Annotated in this window: 18 protein-coding genes; 8 read left to right on the forward strand and 10 right to left on the reverse strand. The window is 37.4% G+C overall.

Going from position 1 to position 16,577, the window contains the following annotated elements; translation table 11 throughout:
- The first annotated feature begins 40 nt into the window (after positions 1-40).
- From ACUNWD_RS16370 to ACUNWD_RS16390, 5 genes are all read left to right on the forward strand, one after another.
- Positions 41-1,108: a sensor histidine kinase gene (locus ACUNWD_RS16370; RefSeq protein WP_445588919.1), complete on the forward strand. Its 1,068-nt coding sequence runs from the start codon at positions 41-43 to the stop codon at positions 1,106-1,108.
- A gap of 16 nt (positions 1,109-1,124) precedes the next feature.
- Positions 1,125-1,895 carry a LytR/AlgR family response regulator transcription factor gene (locus ACUNWD_RS16375; protein WP_445588920.1) on the forward strand — a complete coding sequence of 257 codons (771 nt, stop codon included), beginning with the start codon at positions 1,125-1,127 and terminating at the stop codon, positions 1,893-1,895.
- A 7-nt stretch (positions 1,896-1,902) separates the two neighbouring features.
- Positions 1,903-2,085 carry a hypothetical protein gene (locus tag ACUNWD_RS16380; protein ID WP_445588921.1) on the forward strand — a complete coding sequence of 61 codons (183 nt, stop codon included), beginning with the start codon at positions 1,903-1,905 and terminating at the stop codon, positions 2,083-2,085.
- Positions 2,086-2,258: 173 nt separating this feature from the next.
- The gene (locus ACUNWD_RS16385; protein ID WP_445588922.1) at positions 2,259-2,963 is read left to right on the forward strand and encodes a response regulator transcription factor; all 705 of its coding nucleotides are present in this window, start codon (positions 2,259-2,261) and stop codon (positions 2,961-2,963) included.
- A 51-nt stretch (positions 2,964-3,014) separates the two neighbouring features.
- A complete protein-coding gene (locus tag ACUNWD_RS16390; RefSeq protein ID WP_445588923.1) occupies positions 3,015-3,728 on the forward strand; it encodes an SDR family oxidoreductase in 714 nt (237 codons plus the stop codon).
- Between the two features lies 1 nt (position 3,729).
- On the opposite strand, the gene gldB is transcribed toward ACUNWD_RS16390, so the two are convergent.
- Positions 3,730-4,728, reverse strand: a complete 999-nt coding sequence (gene gldB / locus ACUNWD_RS16395) for a gliding motility lipoprotein GldB (RefSeq protein ID WP_445588924.1) — start codon at positions 4,726-4,728, stop codon at positions 3,730-3,732.
- A 127-nt stretch (positions 4,729-4,855) separates the two neighbouring features.
- Between gldB and ACUNWD_RS16400 the strand changes: the two genes are divergently transcribed.
- From ACUNWD_RS16400 to ACUNWD_RS16410, 3 genes are all read left to right on the forward strand, one after another.
- Positions 4,856-5,518 (forward strand): porin family protein, encoded by a 663-nt coding sequence (locus ACUNWD_RS16400; RefSeq protein WP_445588925.1) that lies wholly within the window; start codon positions 4,856-4,858, stop codon positions 5,516-5,518.
- 147 nt (positions 5,519-5,665) lie between these two features.
- Positions 5,666-7,309 (forward strand): NAD+ synthase, encoded by a 1,644-nt coding sequence (locus ACUNWD_RS16405; RefSeq protein WP_445588926.1) that lies wholly within the window; start codon positions 5,666-5,668, stop codon positions 7,307-7,309.
- A gap of 149 nt (positions 7,310-7,458) precedes the next feature.
- A complete protein-coding gene (locus ACUNWD_RS16410; RefSeq protein WP_445588927.1) occupies positions 7,459-8,160 on the forward strand; it encodes a Crp/Fnr family transcriptional regulator in 702 nt (233 codons plus the stop codon).
- Positions 8,161-8,324: 164 nt separating this feature from the next.
- Here ACUNWD_RS16410 and ACUNWD_RS16415 read toward each other — a convergent pair whose 3' ends face one another.
- From ACUNWD_RS16415 to ACUNWD_RS16455, 9 genes are all read right to left on the reverse strand, one after another.
- Positions 8,325-9,311 carry a hypothetical protein gene (locus ACUNWD_RS16415; RefSeq protein WP_445588928.1) on the reverse strand — a complete coding sequence of 329 codons (987 nt, stop codon included), beginning with the start codon at positions 9,309-9,311 and terminating at the stop codon, positions 8,325-8,327.
- An 8-nt stretch (positions 9,312-9,319) separates the two neighbouring features.
- On the reverse strand, positions 9,320-10,384 hold the full coding sequence (locus ACUNWD_RS16420) for a sugar-binding domain-containing protein (protein WP_445588929.1): 1,065 nt from the start codon (positions 10,382-10,384) through the stop codon (positions 9,320-9,322).
- 55 nt (positions 10,385-10,439) lie between these two features.
- A complete protein-coding gene (locus ACUNWD_RS16425; RefSeq protein WP_445588930.1) occupies positions 10,440-10,805 on the reverse strand; it encodes a hypothetical protein in 366 nt (121 codons plus the stop codon).
- 234 nt (positions 10,806-11,039) lie between these two features.
- On the reverse strand, positions 11,040-11,738 hold the full coding sequence (locus ACUNWD_RS16430) for an aspartate/glutamate racemase family protein (protein WP_445588931.1): 699 nt from the start codon (positions 11,736-11,738) through the stop codon (positions 11,040-11,042).
- Positions 11,739-11,924: 186 nt separating this feature from the next.
- Positions 11,925-12,602: a response regulator transcription factor gene (locus ACUNWD_RS16435; protein ID WP_445588932.1), complete on the reverse strand. Its 678-nt coding sequence runs from the start codon at positions 12,600-12,602 to the stop codon at positions 11,925-11,927.
- Complete coding sequence (locus tag ACUNWD_RS16440) at positions 12,595-14,136, reverse strand: sensor histidine kinase (RefSeq protein ID WP_445588933.1); 1,542 nt, start codon at positions 14,134-14,136, stop codon at positions 12,595-12,597. Before ACUNWD_RS16440 ends, ACUNWD_RS16435 begins: the two co-directional genes overlap by 8 nt.
- A 42-nt stretch (positions 14,137-14,178) precedes the next feature.
- A complete protein-coding gene (locus ACUNWD_RS16445) occupies positions 14,179-15,531 on the reverse strand; it encodes a serine hydrolase domain-containing protein (RefSeq protein ID WP_445588934.1) in 1,353 nt (450 codons plus the stop codon).
- A gap of 105 nt (positions 15,532-15,636) precedes the next feature.
- A complete protein-coding gene (locus ACUNWD_RS16450; RefSeq protein ID WP_445588935.1) occupies positions 15,637-16,038 on the reverse strand; it encodes a phosphoribosyltransferase in 402 nt (133 codons plus the stop codon).
- 3 nt (positions 16,039-16,041) lie between these two features.
- Positions 16,042-16,557, reverse strand: coding sequence for a hypothetical protein (locus tag ACUNWD_RS16455; RefSeq protein WP_445588936.1), 516 nt, complete (start codon positions 16,555-16,557; stop codon positions 16,042-16,044).
- Positions 16,558-16,577: the final 20 nt, after the last annotated feature.

Below are 16,577 nucleotides of genomic sequence, written 5' to 3' on the forward strand. Positions count from 1 at the left end.
AATTAGAATATACTATTTTTGAAAAAAAAGTGGAGCTCAAATGAAGATCTTAGAAAATACATGCAAAAAACAAACGCTAGCTACCAGACTCCCTAATTATTCGCCGTTATCAATTATTATTAGGGTTACTATTATCAGCATGATTGCGATCTTAATCATTAAGCTAATTGTTTTTGCTACCGGTGGGCTCCCTGAAAATGTTGATCATGTAAAACCTGGCTATTATATACTAGTCATTGTAATCTTTAACTTTATTAGTGAGTTTCAAATTGCTTTAGACAATATACTTGAGAAGTTTTTACCAATTCCAAATAGGATTAAACTGAGAATCGCAATTCAATTTTCTTTTGGAATATTGATGCTGGTAGTCTGTCATAGATTTGCGATGTCGGTCATCGAGCCAACAATGCTTACTGAAAATTCGAGACCTAGTGTTTACATGGGGCTAATTCTCGGATTACTTTTTGCAAACATGCTCTCAAATAGTCTGGCAATTGCAAGATTCACAGGAAAGTGGGTTGAAACTCAGGAACAAATTTCAAAAATGAAGCAGGAAAAACTCAAAATGGATTATAACTCACTTCAGGATCAAATAAATCCGCACTTCCTGTTTAATAATTTAAGTGTTCTAAAATCACTCATTATTTACGACAAAGACGCAGCCTTGAAATTTACTGAGAACTTTACCGATGTATACCGCTATGTACTTCAGAGTAAAGACAAGATGCTCACTACATTGCGCAACGAAAAAGATTTCATCGAATCGTATATCGGGCTTCATAAAGAAAGGCTTGGCGAAGGGTTTCAGGTGAAATTATTACTTGATGATGAATCACTCGACAGAGAAATTGCACCATTAACCTTGCAGCTTTTAACAGAAAATGCAATCAAACACAACATTATAAGTAAAGAATCCCCTCTTAAACTTGAAATAAACACTGATAATGAATACTTAATCGTAAAGAATAATTTGCAACCAAGAACCTCATCCTATTCCACAAAAACAGGATTAAGCAATTTAATTAATCGATACGAGATGCTAACTCCGAGTAAAATTGAAGTTTCAGATTCGAATGAAACGTTCATGGTAAAAGTTCCTATGTTATAATCTGAAAAGTATAATTATGAAAATTATTATTGTAGAAGATGAACAGCATAATTATCGGCTATTAAAAGGAATGATAAATAAATTGAGACCCGACTGGGAGATTTGCGGGTCCTTTGAAAGCGTGAAAAGCACGGTTGACTGGTTGCAAAATAATCCCGCTCCTGAATTGATATTTATGGACATTCAATTAACCGATGGAATAAGCTTTTCTATATTTGAGCAGGTGGAAGTTAAAAGCATGGTCATTTTTACAACTGCCTACGATGAGTATGCATTGAGGGCATTTAAAGTAAATAGTATTGACTATCTCTTAAAACCAATTAAAGAAGAGAAACTGAATATTGCCATCGAAAAGTTTGAACGAATTTCCAACTATCCGGCAAGAAATTCGGAATCAAACATCAATTACAAGGAAATATTAAATGCCATCGTTCAGGGTGAGAAAAAATATCGGAAACGTTTTTTGATTTCGGGAGTGAGCTCATTTTTTAAGATTGACGTTGAGGATATTGCCTACTTTATTACGGAGAATCGAATTACACAGGCCGTGACTTTTGAAGCGAAAAAGCACATCGTAGATTTCACCATTGAAAAATTGGAAGAAGAGCTCGATCCGGATCGCTTTTTCAAAGCGAACCGAAGTACCATTTTAAACAGCGAATCCATTCGGAAATTCGAAAATTATTTTGGAGGGAAATTAGTTGTCAAATTAGTTCATCCTCTTGATGAACCAGTAACTATCAGTCGGTTAAAAGCCACTGAATTTAAAGAATGGTTAGGTAAATAAGCATAAAATGAAGAATCGCAATAATCTGTACTCTCAGGCAAAAGCACTTCTCAGGATACCCAACCCTGAAAAAATAAGCATGCTGTACCACAATATTTTTTTGCTGAAATTGAGCAATGACTATCTATATAATACTGAAGAAGAAATAATTGAGTTGGTTGATTTTTTGGATTCGTGGGATGCTGAATAAAGAATTAGAATCAAATTAAACCTATATATTATTTTCTGCTATAATACTTTCCGTCAATCATTTTTTCAAGAATTACCATAAAAAGCCTATATATTTTTTAATTTTAGAGCTAAACAGATTCGAAATCAATGTCTGTACTTGACAACGAGAACTCGGATTTTGAAAAAAGCCTAATGACGGAAAAATCACACATATTCTTTGTCGAAGACGATCTCAGCTTTGGAGCTGTGCTAAAGTCCTATTTGGAACTGAATGACTTTTCAGTTACTTGGGTCGATGATGGGAAATTGGCAATTGAAAAATTTCGATCGGGCAAGTACGATATTTGCTTACTTGATGTGATGCTTCCAAATGTAGATGGCTTTACCATTGGCACAGAAATTCGGAAGTTAAACAAACATATTCCATTCATCTTTTTAACAGCAAAAAACCTCAAAGAAGATGTGCTCCGTGGGTTTAACATTGGAGCTGATGACTATATAACCAAGCCTTTTGACACAGAGGTACTCATTTGCAAAATCAAAGCTATCTTAAGCAGAAACAGCCAAAATCCGGCTGCACAGATTAAGGAAGAGTATCAACTGGGTAGATATCTATTTCAATTTCGCTTGAGAACCATCCAAATAGATGATCATCAACAAAAACTTTCGCCAAAAGAAGCTGAATTGTTAAGATTGTTATGCGAAAATAAAAACGAACTTTTGCCCCGCGAAACCGCTCTTAAAAAGATATGGGGTGATGATGGTTATTTTACCGCACGAAGCATGGATGTCTATATAACCAAACTGAGAAAATATCTGGTTTCCGACTCAACCATTGAAATCAAAAACATTCATGGTAGCGGTTTTTTACTACAAGTAGATTCAACTGAAAATTAATAATCCAAGCTGATTTTTTGCTAACTTAGAGTGAACTAAATGCTTAGCAAAATGAATTCCACAAAAAAGACAGCAATTATCACTGGAGCTAGCCGAGGAATAGGTAAAGCCTGCGCGCTTGGACTCGCTAGTTTAGGATATCATTGTATCATGATATCCAGAAGCTTGGAGTTGCTTGAAGAAGTCGCACAACAAATTAATGAAAATGGTGGTGAAGCGTCTCTTTTCGCAGTTGACCTCACCAAGGAAAGTGATCTGAAAGAATGTCTGAGTAGAATTAAACATTATTACCCCAGAATAGATGTTTTGGTCAATAATGCCGGAATGTATATTGGTGGCAATCTTCAGTTGGAAGCAGAAGATTTCCGCTTGCAAATGGAGCTCAATCTCATGGCCAATTTTAATCTCCTCAAAGAAATTGTTCCGATCATGAAGGCCCAAAAGTCTGGCTATATTTTTAACATTGCGTCGCGAGCAGGAAAGATTGGTTTTTCCAATAGTGGAGCCTATTCTGCTTCCAAATTTGGGTTGGTTGGATTGAGCGAATCCCTTTATCGGGAGCTAGCTGTATTTGGAATTTCAGTAACTGCAATTTGCCCCGGATGGGTGGCCACCGAAATGGCTGATATTGCAGGGACGCCACTTAGCGATGAGGAAATGATACAACCAGAAGATATATTCTCCTCCATGGAATATTTACTGAAGCTATCTCCAAACACCCGAATTAAAGAGATAATTATTGAAGCCAGGGATAGTATTAGTTAGCTTAATCCGGTTGGTACCCTGATTGATTTAAGATGCCTAAATAATCATCATTCTCCATCAATTGACTGATGGTCACCTTTGGATTCTTCTTCATATAAGCCTTGACAATTTTCCACCCGAACCACATCCCCACTCTCCCGGGAGAATCTGCGGTAAAACTGGAAGTATACGGGGCATCATCAATGTACCTTTTAATATCCATCCGTTGTGTCGAGAACAACATTTTTTGCTCCGCTAAATAAGTCCACATACCTTGCTCACTAAGCTCACAAAAATCCAATTGTTCTTTCGAATAACCAATTTTAACCGTATCATCAAGTTCAGGCAACATCGCATCCACAAAATAGAGTAATTTCCCCTGGTAAACCATATGCTCTATTAACTTATCAGCATCGTCCTTAATCGGATAGTCAGTCAATGCCCAGGCATACATAGCATCAGAAACAATTTTCCCCTGATGCATATTTTGTATTTTGTATTTTGGAATTCCCAACTGTGGATAAAATTCACAATCTTCGCCAAGATATTTGTCCAAACTCACACCAATCAAATTCTCAGTAAGAACAATCGACTGGTTAAACCCGCTAATGCACGTATATATTTGAGGAATGGATTTCTCCGGGAAATAGTATTTATAATGCTTCAATGCATTCAAAAAAGTCGATTCCAATTTCTTTTTATCGATCGTCTCATCTGACAATTTTTTAGCACCCACAATAACCAAATCTTTTAAAAATGATTCCAATCGCATGTAGAATTCGTCATTATCTGGTCCACCAATATTGATCATCTGATGTGTGAAAATGGTGAAAAAGTCACCATAACTTTTCTGAATCTTTGGCAATTCTATTTCCAGATTATCCTGAGCCTCAAACAAATCTTCATCCAAACTTTTAAACTGCAACTGCAGCTCAACATTTGAGGTATTAACTTTTAGAGGGTTGCGATTACAGGAAATAAAAATGATCAATAAGCATAATATCAACAAAAAACGATTCATCATATTGTTTTTACTTCTGAGACGTTTGATTCTTGTATTTATTGTCAATTTCAAAATATTATTCGAGATTTGCAGATACAAAACTACGTGAAATTACCGTTCAATAAGCAGAAATTCTTTTAAAGCCATGAAGAAATTAATTTGTTTATCTATTTGTACACTTATTACGATATGGGCATTTCCTCAACGCAATGTTCAAATGTCGTTCCTAGCGAGTCCCTCTATAAACTGGATGTCATCTGACCAAAAAGAAGTAAACAAAAACGGCGCGACCGCCGGATTTGATTTTGGTGTCAATGCAGACATATTTTTCGATCAAGATAATAAGTATGCCTTTACTACCGGGCTACTGATTACGAATACTGGGGGAAGGTTTGATTATTTCACAACAGCCCCTTTTGAATTCGCGGGCGAAACGCTCCCACTAGGATCAACAATTCGGTATCGATTACAATATGTGGAAGTCCCAATGGCCATAAAACTTAAAACAAGTCCTTTCCAACGTTGGACCTATTGGGGACAATTTGGATTGTCCAGTTTCATCAATGTGCGTGCGAGAGGTGATAGCGATAATGGAATTCTTGACAAGACAAATATCAACGAAGAAGTTAATCTATTCAACATTGCTCTGAATATTGGTGTAGGCTCTGAATTTGATCTGGGTGGAAATAATGCCATAGCAATTGGGTTGATCTATAAAAATGGTTTTCTGGATGTTACCAGCGACAATGCTTTCAACGAGCGATCAACACTCAATTCTATTGCATTAAAACTTGGACTGGTGTTTTAACACACGCTTATCACGTTAACAGAAAATGAATTTGTTATTAGGAACTTTTAGAAAGTCTTAAATCAACTTTTATTTATTCTTTTTACGCTATTTTTGTTCTTTCAAGGGAATTGAATCTCTTATTGTTGTATCTGAAAATTATAATGAATGAAAATAGCGTTAGCACAGCTAAATTATCATATCGCGAATTTTGAGGGAAACACCCGAAAGATTATTGAAGCAATTAAGAAAGCTGAAATTCATGGAGCTGAACTGATCGTATTCTCAGAATTAGCAATTACTGGCTATTATCCTCATGACTTATTAGAACGAAAAGAATTTATAGAACAGGCAGAAAAAGCGATCAATGAGGTTGCAAAGCACTGTATTAATATTGCAGCTCTTGTTGGTGGTCCGAGCATAAATACCGGAAGTAAAGGGAAAAAACTATTTAATTCTGCTTACTTCCTGAAAGATGGAAAAATTGAAGCCATTCGTAACAAATCGCTTTTACCCACCTATGATATTTTTGATGAATATCGACATTTCGAACCCAATCGCCAATTTGATGTAATTGAGTTTAACGGGAAAAAACTTGCTGTTACTATCTGCGAAGATTTGTGGGATGAGCAACCAACACAGAATGAATTTGGTAAAGACAAATTGTATACCCGTTCTCCCCTGGAAGAGTTAAGCAAATTAAATCCCGACTTGGTGATCAACCTATCAGCGTCTCCTTTTTCTTACAACCAGGAAAGCTGGCGAAAAGATATTTTGGTTAACAAAGCCATAAAATATCAGCTCCCGATTGTGTACGTTAACCAGGTGGGAGCACATACAGAGATTGTTTTTGATGGAGGTTCCTTTTTCATGAAAAAGGATGGAAGCATTCCATGTGAGCTCGCCTATTTTGATGAAGATTTCAGAGTAGTTGATACAGAAAATACTACAATACACCACCAAGTTGAGAAAGATTATATCGCCAAGATACACCAGGCTCTTATCCTTGGTATTCGCGATTACTTTGAAAAAATGGGCTTTAAAAAAGCGATTCTAGGATTGTCGGGAGGAATTGACTCTGCCTTGGTTTGTGCATTGGCAGTTGAAGCATTAGGTAGTGAGAACGTACGTGGTGTTTTGATGCCATCCAGATATTCGTCAGACCACAGCGTTGCGGATGCGTTGCACCTGGCAGAGAACCTGGGAATCAGGCATGACACTATCGGAATTCAAAGCATGGTTGATGAGTTTGAAAAGCAACTGAGTCCGATATTTGAAGATCTCCCCCCCGGTGTGGCAGAAGAAAACATCCAGGCTCGTACTCGCGGAATATTGGTTATGGCCGTGTCAAACAAGTTTGGAAATATTTTGCTGAACACGACAAACAAAAGTGAGTGTGCCGTGGGATATGGAACCTTATACGGTGATATGAATGGAGGGCTGGCTGTATTGGGTGATGTGTATAAAATGGACGTATTCAAGCTATCGAGATACATTAACCGAAATGGTGAAGTTATTCCTGAAAACAGCATCGTAAAACCACCATCTGCAGAACTTCGACCTGATCAAAAGGATACTGATTCACTCCCAGATTACGACATCCTCGATCAAATTTTATTCGACTATATTGAGTTAAATCTGTCTCCAAAAGAAATAATTGAGCGTGGTTTCGATGAAGAAACTGTTTTTAAAGTAACAAAAATGGTGAACCAAAATGAATACAAACGCTTTCAGGCCCCCCCAATTATAAGGGTAAGTTCAAAAGCTTTTGGTTTTGGGAGGAAGATGCCCCTTGTTGCACGGTACCATTAAACAAAAAAATCATCATTCAACTGATTTATCATTCAAAGCTAAAAACGAATTACTTAGAAGTCATTTTACTTGAAAATAAGTACGTAAATCATTTTTTATTTGTTAAAATTGGTTAACTTTACTGCTGTATAACATGTAAAATAAGGTTTATGTTGAGTCACGAAATGGGGATCAAAGAGATGTTAGAAAATCCGAAATCGGTTTTCAGTCTGCTAACCCCTGAAGAAAAAGAAGAATTCCTTCACAACATTACTCTTACCAATTATAAAAAAAACGAATTCATTTATAAAGAGGGAGATAATCCTTCAAGTTATATTTTTCTTATCGAGGGAAAAGTAAAAATCTTCAAAGAAGGTGTTGGTGGCCGGGAACAAATCATCCGCATGACCAAACCGATGGGCTATATTGCTTATCGGGCACTTTTAGCGGAGGAAATACACATTGCTTCTGCTGTTACTTTGGAAGATTCACTAGTTTGCCATGTATCACCCGATTTCTTTTTTGGAAAACTTTTACGCAATGCAGATTGCTCGGGCCGAATTCTGAGAAAGCTTGCCCGTGAACTTGGATTCTCAAACTCTAGAACAGTTACACTAACTCAAAAACACATTCGCGGTCGCTTGGCAGAATCATTGCTCCTTTTAAAGGAAAAATATGGTTACGAAAATGATGGCGTAACTTTAAAAGCTTTCTTATCTCGTGAGGATATTGCCAACTTGTCAAACATGACAACTTCCAATGCCATCCGAACACTTTCTACCTTTGCAGGTGAAAAAGTAATTGCGATTGATGGACGGAAAATAAAGATCCTCGATCTACAAAAGCTTGAACGAATAAGTAAACTAGGTTAAAAGATAAATCAATCCTGCTTCGGCGGGATTTTTTATGCAAAAAAATAACCCGCATTTACTGCAGGTTATTTCGTGTTCTAATTGTCCAAAACAATTATGCTTAATGATGAAAAATCATCCTTGACTTCCCAAAAAGGAATATCAAGAATTTCTATTCGCAAAAACTAATTTCTTCTTTTTGATTTCCAGTATTCTCTAAATTTATCCTGAGTGATAATTCCGATTGGACCTTCAACGATACCACCTTCACCACGATCATCGTGAACACGAATTTCGATTAGATTATCCTGACCTCCGTTTACAAATTCGATTGGAATGAAATAATTGCGGAACTCATCACACATGGTTGCTCCATCCCGATGTTTAAATTGGCCCGTTTCTCCAACAAATTTTCCATTAATATAGACCTGATCGACATCGTCAATTCGTCCAGCCATTAATACCAGCCGTTTATTACCCACTTCATTGGATATAAAAACGCTTTTCGAATAGACAGCATACCCATCATAGTTATTATATCCCTGATTCTCCCAAATTCCTGGTACTTGAATTGGTTTTGCACTTTCTTTATCGTATTCTCTCCCTTTGTTAAACATCCATTCATCAGATAAGTCAACCTCAAATTGAGGCTTTGTAGCCAATGCGACCAATTTAAAATCACCAGATACCATGCCTCCTTCCAATTGAGAATCGTACACCCTGACGGCAATCAGATTTTCCTCGCCAAAGTGAAGATGCTCTCCTGAAAGTTTATAGACTCGCTTTGCATTGTAAGCGGTTGCAACCTGCGGCGGAAATGCTCCCGACTGGCCGACTTTCACCCCATTAATATACACTTCGTCACAATCATCAATATATCCTAAATGAAGCTCTAACAGTCGATTATCAAATACCTCAGGCACTTTTACATGAATCCGATACCAGGCAAATCCATCGTATCCATGATACCCTTCATTTTCCCATCTGGCCGGGACTCGGATATCATCCCAATCACTGTCGTCATATCCGGTAGTTGCCCAGTCCATGCGATCACCAACACGAAACTTCCAAATTCCTTTCAATTGAACTTCATTTTCAGCCGATGCTAAATTTGTATTCGTTAAACAAAGCACGAAACTTAAAATGATTGTATATATTAAAGATGCTTTCATATCTATTTCTAATCTAATAATTCAAGCAAGTCATTTATGAATGATTCCCAACCACTATTGCGGTTCTCCCAACGATTCTTTTTATACAATTGCTCCGCATTGTCAGCGGTCATAATTCCAATGGGACCTTCGTAAATTCCTCCGTCACCCCACTGGTCGCGCACTTCAACTGCTATCAGATTTTTATTTCTTACGTATTCCTTCGGCAGCTCATACACTCTAAGCAAATTGCACGAGTTATCACGCCTAAATCTTGAATAGGCCTCCAAATCTTCCACCCGCCCAATTAAATGACCGTTTAGATAAACTTTATCATAGTCGTCAATTCTTCCTAAAATCAGAAATAACTTATTTTCTAAAAGATAATCTGGAATGATCACTTTCTTACGGTACCAGCCATAACCGTCATAATCCGGACACCCCTGACTTTCCCATTTAGCAGGAACCTGTATCTCATCCCATAATGAATCATCAAAGCTTGTTTTATTAAAATCAGAATAACGATCGGTACTGAATTTCCACTTTCCACTCAGATCTAAATCCAGGAATCGAAGATCCCGATCAATAAAGAATCCAAACCTATTTGCATTCACCATTCCACCTTGCTTGTAAAAATCGAATACTCGAACACAAATAACATTCGCGGTTGGAAGAAGAATTTCCGAAGGAACAATATAACGCCGATCCTGACCTGCTGCAGTCTTAAAATAAGGTGGGAAATAACCTGTTTGCCCAACTTTGTGCCCATTGACAAATACCTCATCCACATCGTCAATACTGCCAAGGAATAAAGTTAAATCCTTTCCTTTCACCTCTGGATCCAATCGAAAAGAATGCCGATACCATGCAAAACCGTTATAGCCTTCATAATAGTGCTCCCAAGCTCTCGGTGCATCAATTCGGTCCCAATCACTAATATCCGTATTTGGATCAGCCCAGGCCGGATCATCCCCGACAGTAAAATACCAGCTTCCCCTTAAATCAACAACTTTTTGCCAATCTGCAGCTTTCAGCTCCGAAGAGCCGAAAGCCAGCAGAAACAGCATAGTAACTATTAAAAGCCTATTGGTCATGATTCTTTATTCTTTTGCAACATTAATCGAATTTACAACAATTGATTTAGAGATGTTAGCTGGCGTCGTAGCGTAGATGCAAATTAAATCGAAACGTTTTTCCCGCCAACACCTTATTAACCTTAAATGATTCTTTTTTCAATACATGCTTTACGTAACCAACAGCATCTGGATTACCAGACTTCACATGCAATACTTTGATAGTCTGATCTTCATTGACATAAAATGCCAACTCTACATCTTCTTTTACCTTGTTAATGTCGTTTTTGTAAAAGTAGTTGTCCCATGGTTTCATGTTTTTCTTCAGTACTGTTGTAATTTGCTCATTCATACTTTTCTTTGCTGCATCCAATGAAGCATCGCCACCAAATGATAAAGTTGTGAATGCTACCAGCAACAACATTGTTAAAATTGTTTTCATAGCTTTCATTGTGTTCTGTTGTGATTGTTTCTGTTTTCTTGTTTTCTGTATTACAAAGTAACAACAGGAATATAACCTGTTTGTCAAACTGTTGTCACACGTTGTAAAAGTTTGTCACAGAATTGTCACAAAAACAACGAACGGATGGCAATCCCAGGGAATAAAAGCATCCAGAAATGTATTTTGAAAGAAAATTAAGAATGAAGTTTACAGAGACTTTACCAATTTAGATTCCTACTCTTCAATCATTTTATCAACGATACTTTCAACATGAATTTTGGTGGTATCCAGTATTTCAATGTCATCAAAATCTGATTGATTTAAAATTGAAGGCAATTCAGTTCCTCCCAAAATTAATCCCTCGATGGAATCCCGCTCCTGAAGTTCTCGCACAATCTGAATTAAGTTTTGCTTTGTCTGAGGGCTCGTGCGATTAAAAACAAAATCAGACATATACTTTGAATGAATGTAATCCTGCTTACTAATTTCAGGAATTGTAATCTCAATTCCATATTTTTTCGCCACGTTTGGATAGAACTCATTCGTCATCGTTGTTTTAGTGCCAAACAACCCAACACGCTTCATTCCACGTTTATTAATTTCCTTACAGGTTTCCTCAACGATACTGATTAATGGCAGATTCACCTTGGCAGCCAATTGATCAAATATGATATGAGGTGTATTAGCGGCAATTGCAGCACATTCAACTCCTGCCTTTTCCAGAACTTCAATGTTCTCAGCAAAAAAATCAACCAACTCTTCCAGCTGATCACTAAAAGCATAATCAAGCATTGTAGTCATATCAACACTATGAATGATAAACTGAGGATATGACTTGGTCTTTTGTCTCTCCTGAAAACGGTTGATGATCTGTTTATAATATTCAATAGTTGATTCAGGACCAACACCCCCAATTAAGCCAATCTTTTTCATAGTATTTATAGTTTGATTAAGTAGATGAAAAGACAACAATTCAATCTTATATTCTGTTTGCTTTTCTTCTGCAAATTAGAATATAAATTAGGCCGCAGGTATGACAAAAGTCAAAAATAAAAATGTTGTAGAATGACAATTGAATGTAGGCAAATTCAACCTTCAGGAGAATAATGGATATGACTGTTAATTCACCAATTTGTAACCAATTCCATGAACGGTAACAATGTGTTGTACTTCTTCGGAATTTATTTTGTTTCGCAAGCGCACAATGAAATTATCAACAGTCCTTGCTGTTGGTTGGTAGTCAAGGCCCCACACTTCATCCAATAAATCGTCTCTGGTAACAATTTTGCCCGAGTGCCGATAGAGGTAATTTAGAATCTCAAATTCTTTGTGAGACATTTTCACTGGCTCATCGTTGATCTTTGCCTCAAATGATTCAAACGATATTTTTAACTGTCCAATCTCAACCCAATCATCAATAGAAGATGAAGTACTTCTGGCTCGTCGCAAAATAGTTTTTATGCGTGCAAGCAATTCTCGCAGGCTAAATGGTTTTGTCACATAATCATCTGCTCCAATCTCAAGGCCAAGCACCTTGTCGAGCTCTTCCCCCCGGGCAGTCAACAAGATAATTGGAGTTTGATTACCTTCCATTCTCACTTTTTTACAAATATCAAAACCAGACATTCCAGGTAACATTACATCCAGCAGCACTAAATCATAGTTGCCACTTTTCAATTTTTTATAACCATCATCTCCCCGGCTTGCAGTATCCACTTCATACCCCTCGAAATCAAGGTTATCACGAAGGCCATTCAACATAGCCAGCTCATCTTCAACAATTAAAATTTTAGACATGATTATTTTGTTTTACCGGAAATTTAAGAATAAAAGTACTTCCTTCTCCTACCTTACTTTTAACAGATACTCCACCTCCATGTGCCTTCATCATTTTCAGCACCATATTTAAACCAAGCCCTGAACCCTTAGCCTTATTTGCCAGCTTACCCTCGGTTACCCGATAAAACTGATCGAAAATATACTTTTGATCCTTGAGGGAAATACCAATCCCATTGTCTTCCACTTCGAGCCAAACTTGCTTTTTATGTGTTGCTAATCTAATGGTGATTTGTTTGTTTTCGTCTTTTCCATATTTCACTGCATTATCCATCAAGTTCATTAACATGTCACTCACCGCCTCCCGATCTGCAACTACAATCATCGGCTTGTCTGGTGATTTAAACTTACATTCAACATTTTTTGACTCGAAATGATTTTTACAGGTTCTTAAGGAAGCTTCAACCAATTTTATCAGATCCACCTCTCGAAAATCATAACTGCGTTTATTTTTTTCAATGCGGGAAAAGTTCAAAATTCGATTCACAATTCCGGTTAGCCGGTTACTTTCCTCAAAAATGGTTTCCAGGTACTCAGCTTTCTTTTCTTCGGTTTTCACACGTTTGAGCAAAAGAGTCTCTGCATACATGCTAATGAGTGCCAAAGGCGTTCGAATTTCATGTGAAACATTAGAAACAAACTCCGATTTCAGCTCTGCTAATTTCATCTCTTTCCGGATATTCCAAATCACAAATCCCAACCCAAGGATAACAACCACTGTTAGACCCCATAGAATCAAGCTGCTTTGCTGACTTCGCTCGGATGCCAACTCGGTAACTGTTTTCGATTTTAGCCTAATTCCAAATTGATAATTTGGCAAATACCATAAAGGCAATGTTTCGATAGAACCTTCCCGCTCATCAATATTATCAACTGTATAAACAAGTGCATCATTCAATGTATCGCGAACTTCAATGTAAAAGATATCCTGCGAAACCTGCTGAATTTGTGGACCTAGACTTTGTTCTACAAATACTTTAGGATTGATTACCAACTGGCACAAAGTATTTCCTTCGGTACTTTTCATCAAAAAGAAAAACAGCACTTTGTTTCCGTCAATCAGACTTTCAATTTTCTGAAAATTATCCCCTAAAAGATTTCTCAAGTTATTTATTTGCCAGTTTGAAGGCTTATTAAAATCTGCATGTGCAACCCCCGATCGATCATAAGAAACCAGCAAATCACCCTTGCCGGATTCAGCAAAATTTACACGTTCAATGGATGGATTATTCTGCAAAAGATTATTTACAATTGCATGCATTAAAGGCCCTTCCGCGTCAACCGGTTGATCCAAACTATACCCCCAGCGAGATACAAGGCTTTCGGAATATTGATTCAGCGATAATAATATGGTTTCTAGCTGAGAACTAAAGACTCGTTCCACCATTTTCTCATTTTCATTCAAAGTGGTTAACTCCCGGGTTAGGTAAAAGCCCAGAGGCAGCGAAACAATAATGAGCAAGGCAATACTTATTTTAGCTATGGTACGAGCCATTCAAATTAATTAGAGGGTGTCTATACTTATATCAGACGATAATTATGTTGTTTTATTACTTACACTGTCAACAATTCCTTTTACCAACCCATTTAAGTCAAACTCACCTTTTTTTGAATAACCGGTACGAACAATCACCAAATCTTTTGAAGGAATGATTACAATAAACTGGCCATCATGCCCACGACAAAGAAAAGTATCTTCCGGAGCATCTGGCAAATCTCCAGATCTATTCAACCAAAAAAACGCACCATATTGTCCTTTCGATCCCTTTGCAATTTGAGTAGTATATTCAACCCAACCTTCTGGCAGGATTTGCTCACCTTCCCAAATGCCATTATTGAGATACAGCATCCCAAATCGGGCAAAATCACGCATGCTTGCATACAAGTATGATGATCCGACAAAAGTCCCAGATGCATCCATCTCGAATACGGCACTTTTCATTCCAATTTTATTGAATAATGCCTCTCGTGGATACTTGTAAAACTCCTGATCATCCTCGAAAGTGTTTCTCAATAACTTACATACAAGATTCGTTGTTCCCGACGAATATGACCAAACAGAGTCAGGAGGATAAGCAACATCTTTCTCGGCAGTATACGCCCCCATATCGCCAACTTTGTGCAACATGACTGTCACATCCGAAAGATTTCCATAGCTTTCATTCCATTCCAATCCACTATTCATATGAAGCAGATTATTCCAGGTTATGTTCCTTCTTTCATCGTTTTCCCACTCTGTAATTTCCACTGGTTTGTTGATATCGATATCTCCCGACTTTACTTTTAGGCCAACCAATGCATTCGTAAAACTTTTAGCCATTGACCAGCTTAGAAACCGGTTTTTACTGGAAAAATCATCCCGATAAACCTCCGCTACAGGTTGTCCTTTATAAACGACCATCAATGCAAATGTACCTTTATAAGGAATAGTATCTGCCATCGCTTGTTTCAAACTCTTTTCAAGTTGATCCATATTAATTCCACTGGGCACAGAATCCGAAATCAAGCTACCCATTGGCCAGGGAATCGTATCCGGGTTCTCAGGGAATGTAGTGACTTCAGGATAATCTCTTCCCAAAATATCTTGCGCTGTAAAGTCCTTCACCAAGGTGCAACCATACCCATTAACATATACGGCTGTAGATTCTCCCCATAAAAAGCGACTGGTAACTGTGTGAGCTTCGGCATCTACCGTATTTTCAGCCAACTTGATCACTGAAAAATTAAGATCTTCACTTTCCATCGATATTTGTGTACGACCAGCAACAAAAACACCTGATGCCAGATTTTTGGCTGCATAACCGGTGATGATTGGCATCAATAAATTCAAGTAATAAACAGCACCTGTTAAGATGATTATTACCAATGAAATGATAATTCGTTTTTTCATTACCAAAGAATTTTTTGAATTTTATTTTAAGATAAAAAATAATTACCAATCCATCAGTCTAATTTCGATCAAGATAGGTTCAATACCGAAAACAAGAACAACAGCCTATTTCCAGGGCCACTTTACACAGTCCTTAATCTCCGGGAAAAGAACATAGTCAGCTTTCCCTTTCATTGCCAGTGTTTGAATGCCTGGCATATTCAATGCCTCCAACGCCTGGTTCATCGTTTTACCAGAAACTGAGACATCATCAACCAATAAAACTTTCTTACCAGCTAAATCAAAATTAGAAGGAAGCCCTTCTAAAACAACCGGCACTTCATGTCTTGGATTATTATTCTCATCCCGATAGTTGAGCGTAATTACCTGCAACTCGCAATCTAAATGAAAAGCTACTAAACTAGCCGGAACAATTCCACCTGTCCCAATCCCAATGACTAAATCAAAAAAAGGCAGCTCCATTTCCCGAAGCCGCCTACTAATATCTTTAAAAGATAACGGGGTCATATCTTATTTTTTAAATTTCAGAATCGCCAAATTTAAAGCTGCCATCAACAAAATACCAGGAGAACCAACAATAACGGCATTTGTCCAAAAAGCAAATGGCGAACCCACTATTCCTAAGTAGCTTATTATTAATGCAGCAAAAAATGAAGAAACAATATATGATACCGGTGCTGCTAAAAAACGAACTCTTGAAAAATTCTTTAACCATCCTAAAAGCAAAACAAAGCCAACAACTTCGGAACTCAATATTAAAACCATTTCAGGAGATGGTCGCCCGAGCAAGAGATAATTTAAAGCTGGTGCCAATAAACCTGCAATAATTGCAACATGTTTTTTAAAAAAGAACACAGCGACCAATGGTGCCAGAAAAATTGGCAAGAATACCATTCCTGCTAACTGATTATTTACATTCGGTAGCATGTGAACCAAAATCGGAAGTAACATCGTACTAAATAAAACCAGTACCGTTTCTGTTAACTGAATCTTTTCCAGGCGAATCGCAGCAACACTTGACTTCATAATATCTAAATTTAAATGAA

It is taken from the genome of Sunxiuqinia sp. A32, assembly GCF_052690465.1.

What these genes read in the sequence shown, in the direction of transcription:
- ACUNWD_RS16370 (WP_445588919.1), top strand. Translation starts at nt 41, where the DNA reads ATGAAGATCTTAGAAAATACATGCAAAAAACAAACGCTAGCTACCAGA.
- ACUNWD_RS16380 (WP_445588921.1), top strand. Translation starts at nt 1,903, where the DNA reads ATGAAGAATCGCAATAATCTGTACTCTCAGGCAAAAGCACTTCTCAGG.
- ACUNWD_RS16455 (WP_445588936.1), bottom strand. Translation starts at nt 16,557, where the DNA reads ATGAAGTCAAGTGTTGCTGCGATTCGCCTGGAAAAGATTCAGTTAACA.
- ACUNWD_RS16415 (WP_445588928.1), bottom strand. Translation starts at nt 9,311, where the DNA reads ATGAAAGCATCTTTAATATATACAATCATTTTAAGTTTCGTGCTTTGT.
- ACUNWD_RS16400 (WP_445588925.1), top strand. Translation starts at nt 4,856, where the DNA reads ATGAAGAAATTAATTTGTTTATCTATTTGTACACTTATTACGATATGG.
- ACUNWD_RS16450 (WP_445588935.1), bottom strand. Translation starts at nt 16,038, where the DNA reads ATGACCCCGTTATCTTTTAAAGATATTAGTAGGCGGCTTCGGGAAATG.
- ACUNWD_RS16435 (WP_445588932.1), bottom strand. Translation starts at nt 12,602, where the DNA reads ATGTCTAAAATTTTAATTGTTGAAGATGAGCTGGCTATGTTGAATGGC.
- ACUNWD_RS16375 (WP_445588920.1), top strand. Translation starts at nt 1,125, where the DNA reads ATGAAAATTATTATTGTAGAAGATGAACAGCATAATTATCGGCTATTA.
- ACUNWD_RS16385 (WP_445588922.1), top strand. Translation starts at nt 2,259, where the DNA reads ATGACGGAAAAATCACACATATTCTTTGTCGAAGACGATCTCAGCTTT.
- ACUNWD_RS16410 (WP_445588927.1), top strand. Translation starts at nt 7,459, where the DNA reads ATGTTGAGTCACGAAATGGGGATCAAAGAGATGTTAGAAAATCCGAAA.
- ACUNWD_RS16440 (WP_445588933.1), bottom strand. Translation starts at nt 14,136, where the DNA reads ATGGCTCGTACCATAGCTAAAATAAGTATTGCCTTGCTCATTATTGTT.
- ACUNWD_RS16430 (WP_445588931.1), bottom strand. Translation starts at nt 11,738, where the DNA reads ATGAAAAAGATTGGCTTAATTGGGGGTGTTGGTCCTGAATCAACTATT.
- ACUNWD_RS16390 (WP_445588923.1), top strand. Translation starts at nt 3,015, where the DNA reads ATGAATTCCACAAAAAAGACAGCAATTATCACTGGAGCTAGCCGAGGA.
- ACUNWD_RS16405 (WP_445588926.1), top strand. Translation starts at nt 5,666, where the DNA reads ATGAAAATAGCGTTAGCACAGCTAAATTATCATATCGCGAATTTTGAG.
- gldB (WP_445588924.1), bottom strand. Translation starts at nt 4,728, where the DNA reads ATGAATCGTTTTTTGTTGATATTATGCTTATTGATCATTTTTATTTCC.
- ACUNWD_RS16420 (WP_445588929.1), bottom strand. Translation starts at nt 10,384, where the DNA reads ATGACCAATAGGCTTTTAATAGTTACTATGCTGTTTCTGCTGGCTTTC.
- ACUNWD_RS16425 (WP_445588930.1), bottom strand. Translation starts at nt 10,805, where the DNA reads ATGAAAACAATTTTAACAATGTTGTTGCTGGTAGCATTCACAACTTTA.
- ACUNWD_RS16445 (WP_445588934.1), bottom strand. Translation starts at nt 15,531, where the DNA reads ATGAAAAAACGAATTATCATTTCATTGGTAATAATCATCTTAACAGGT.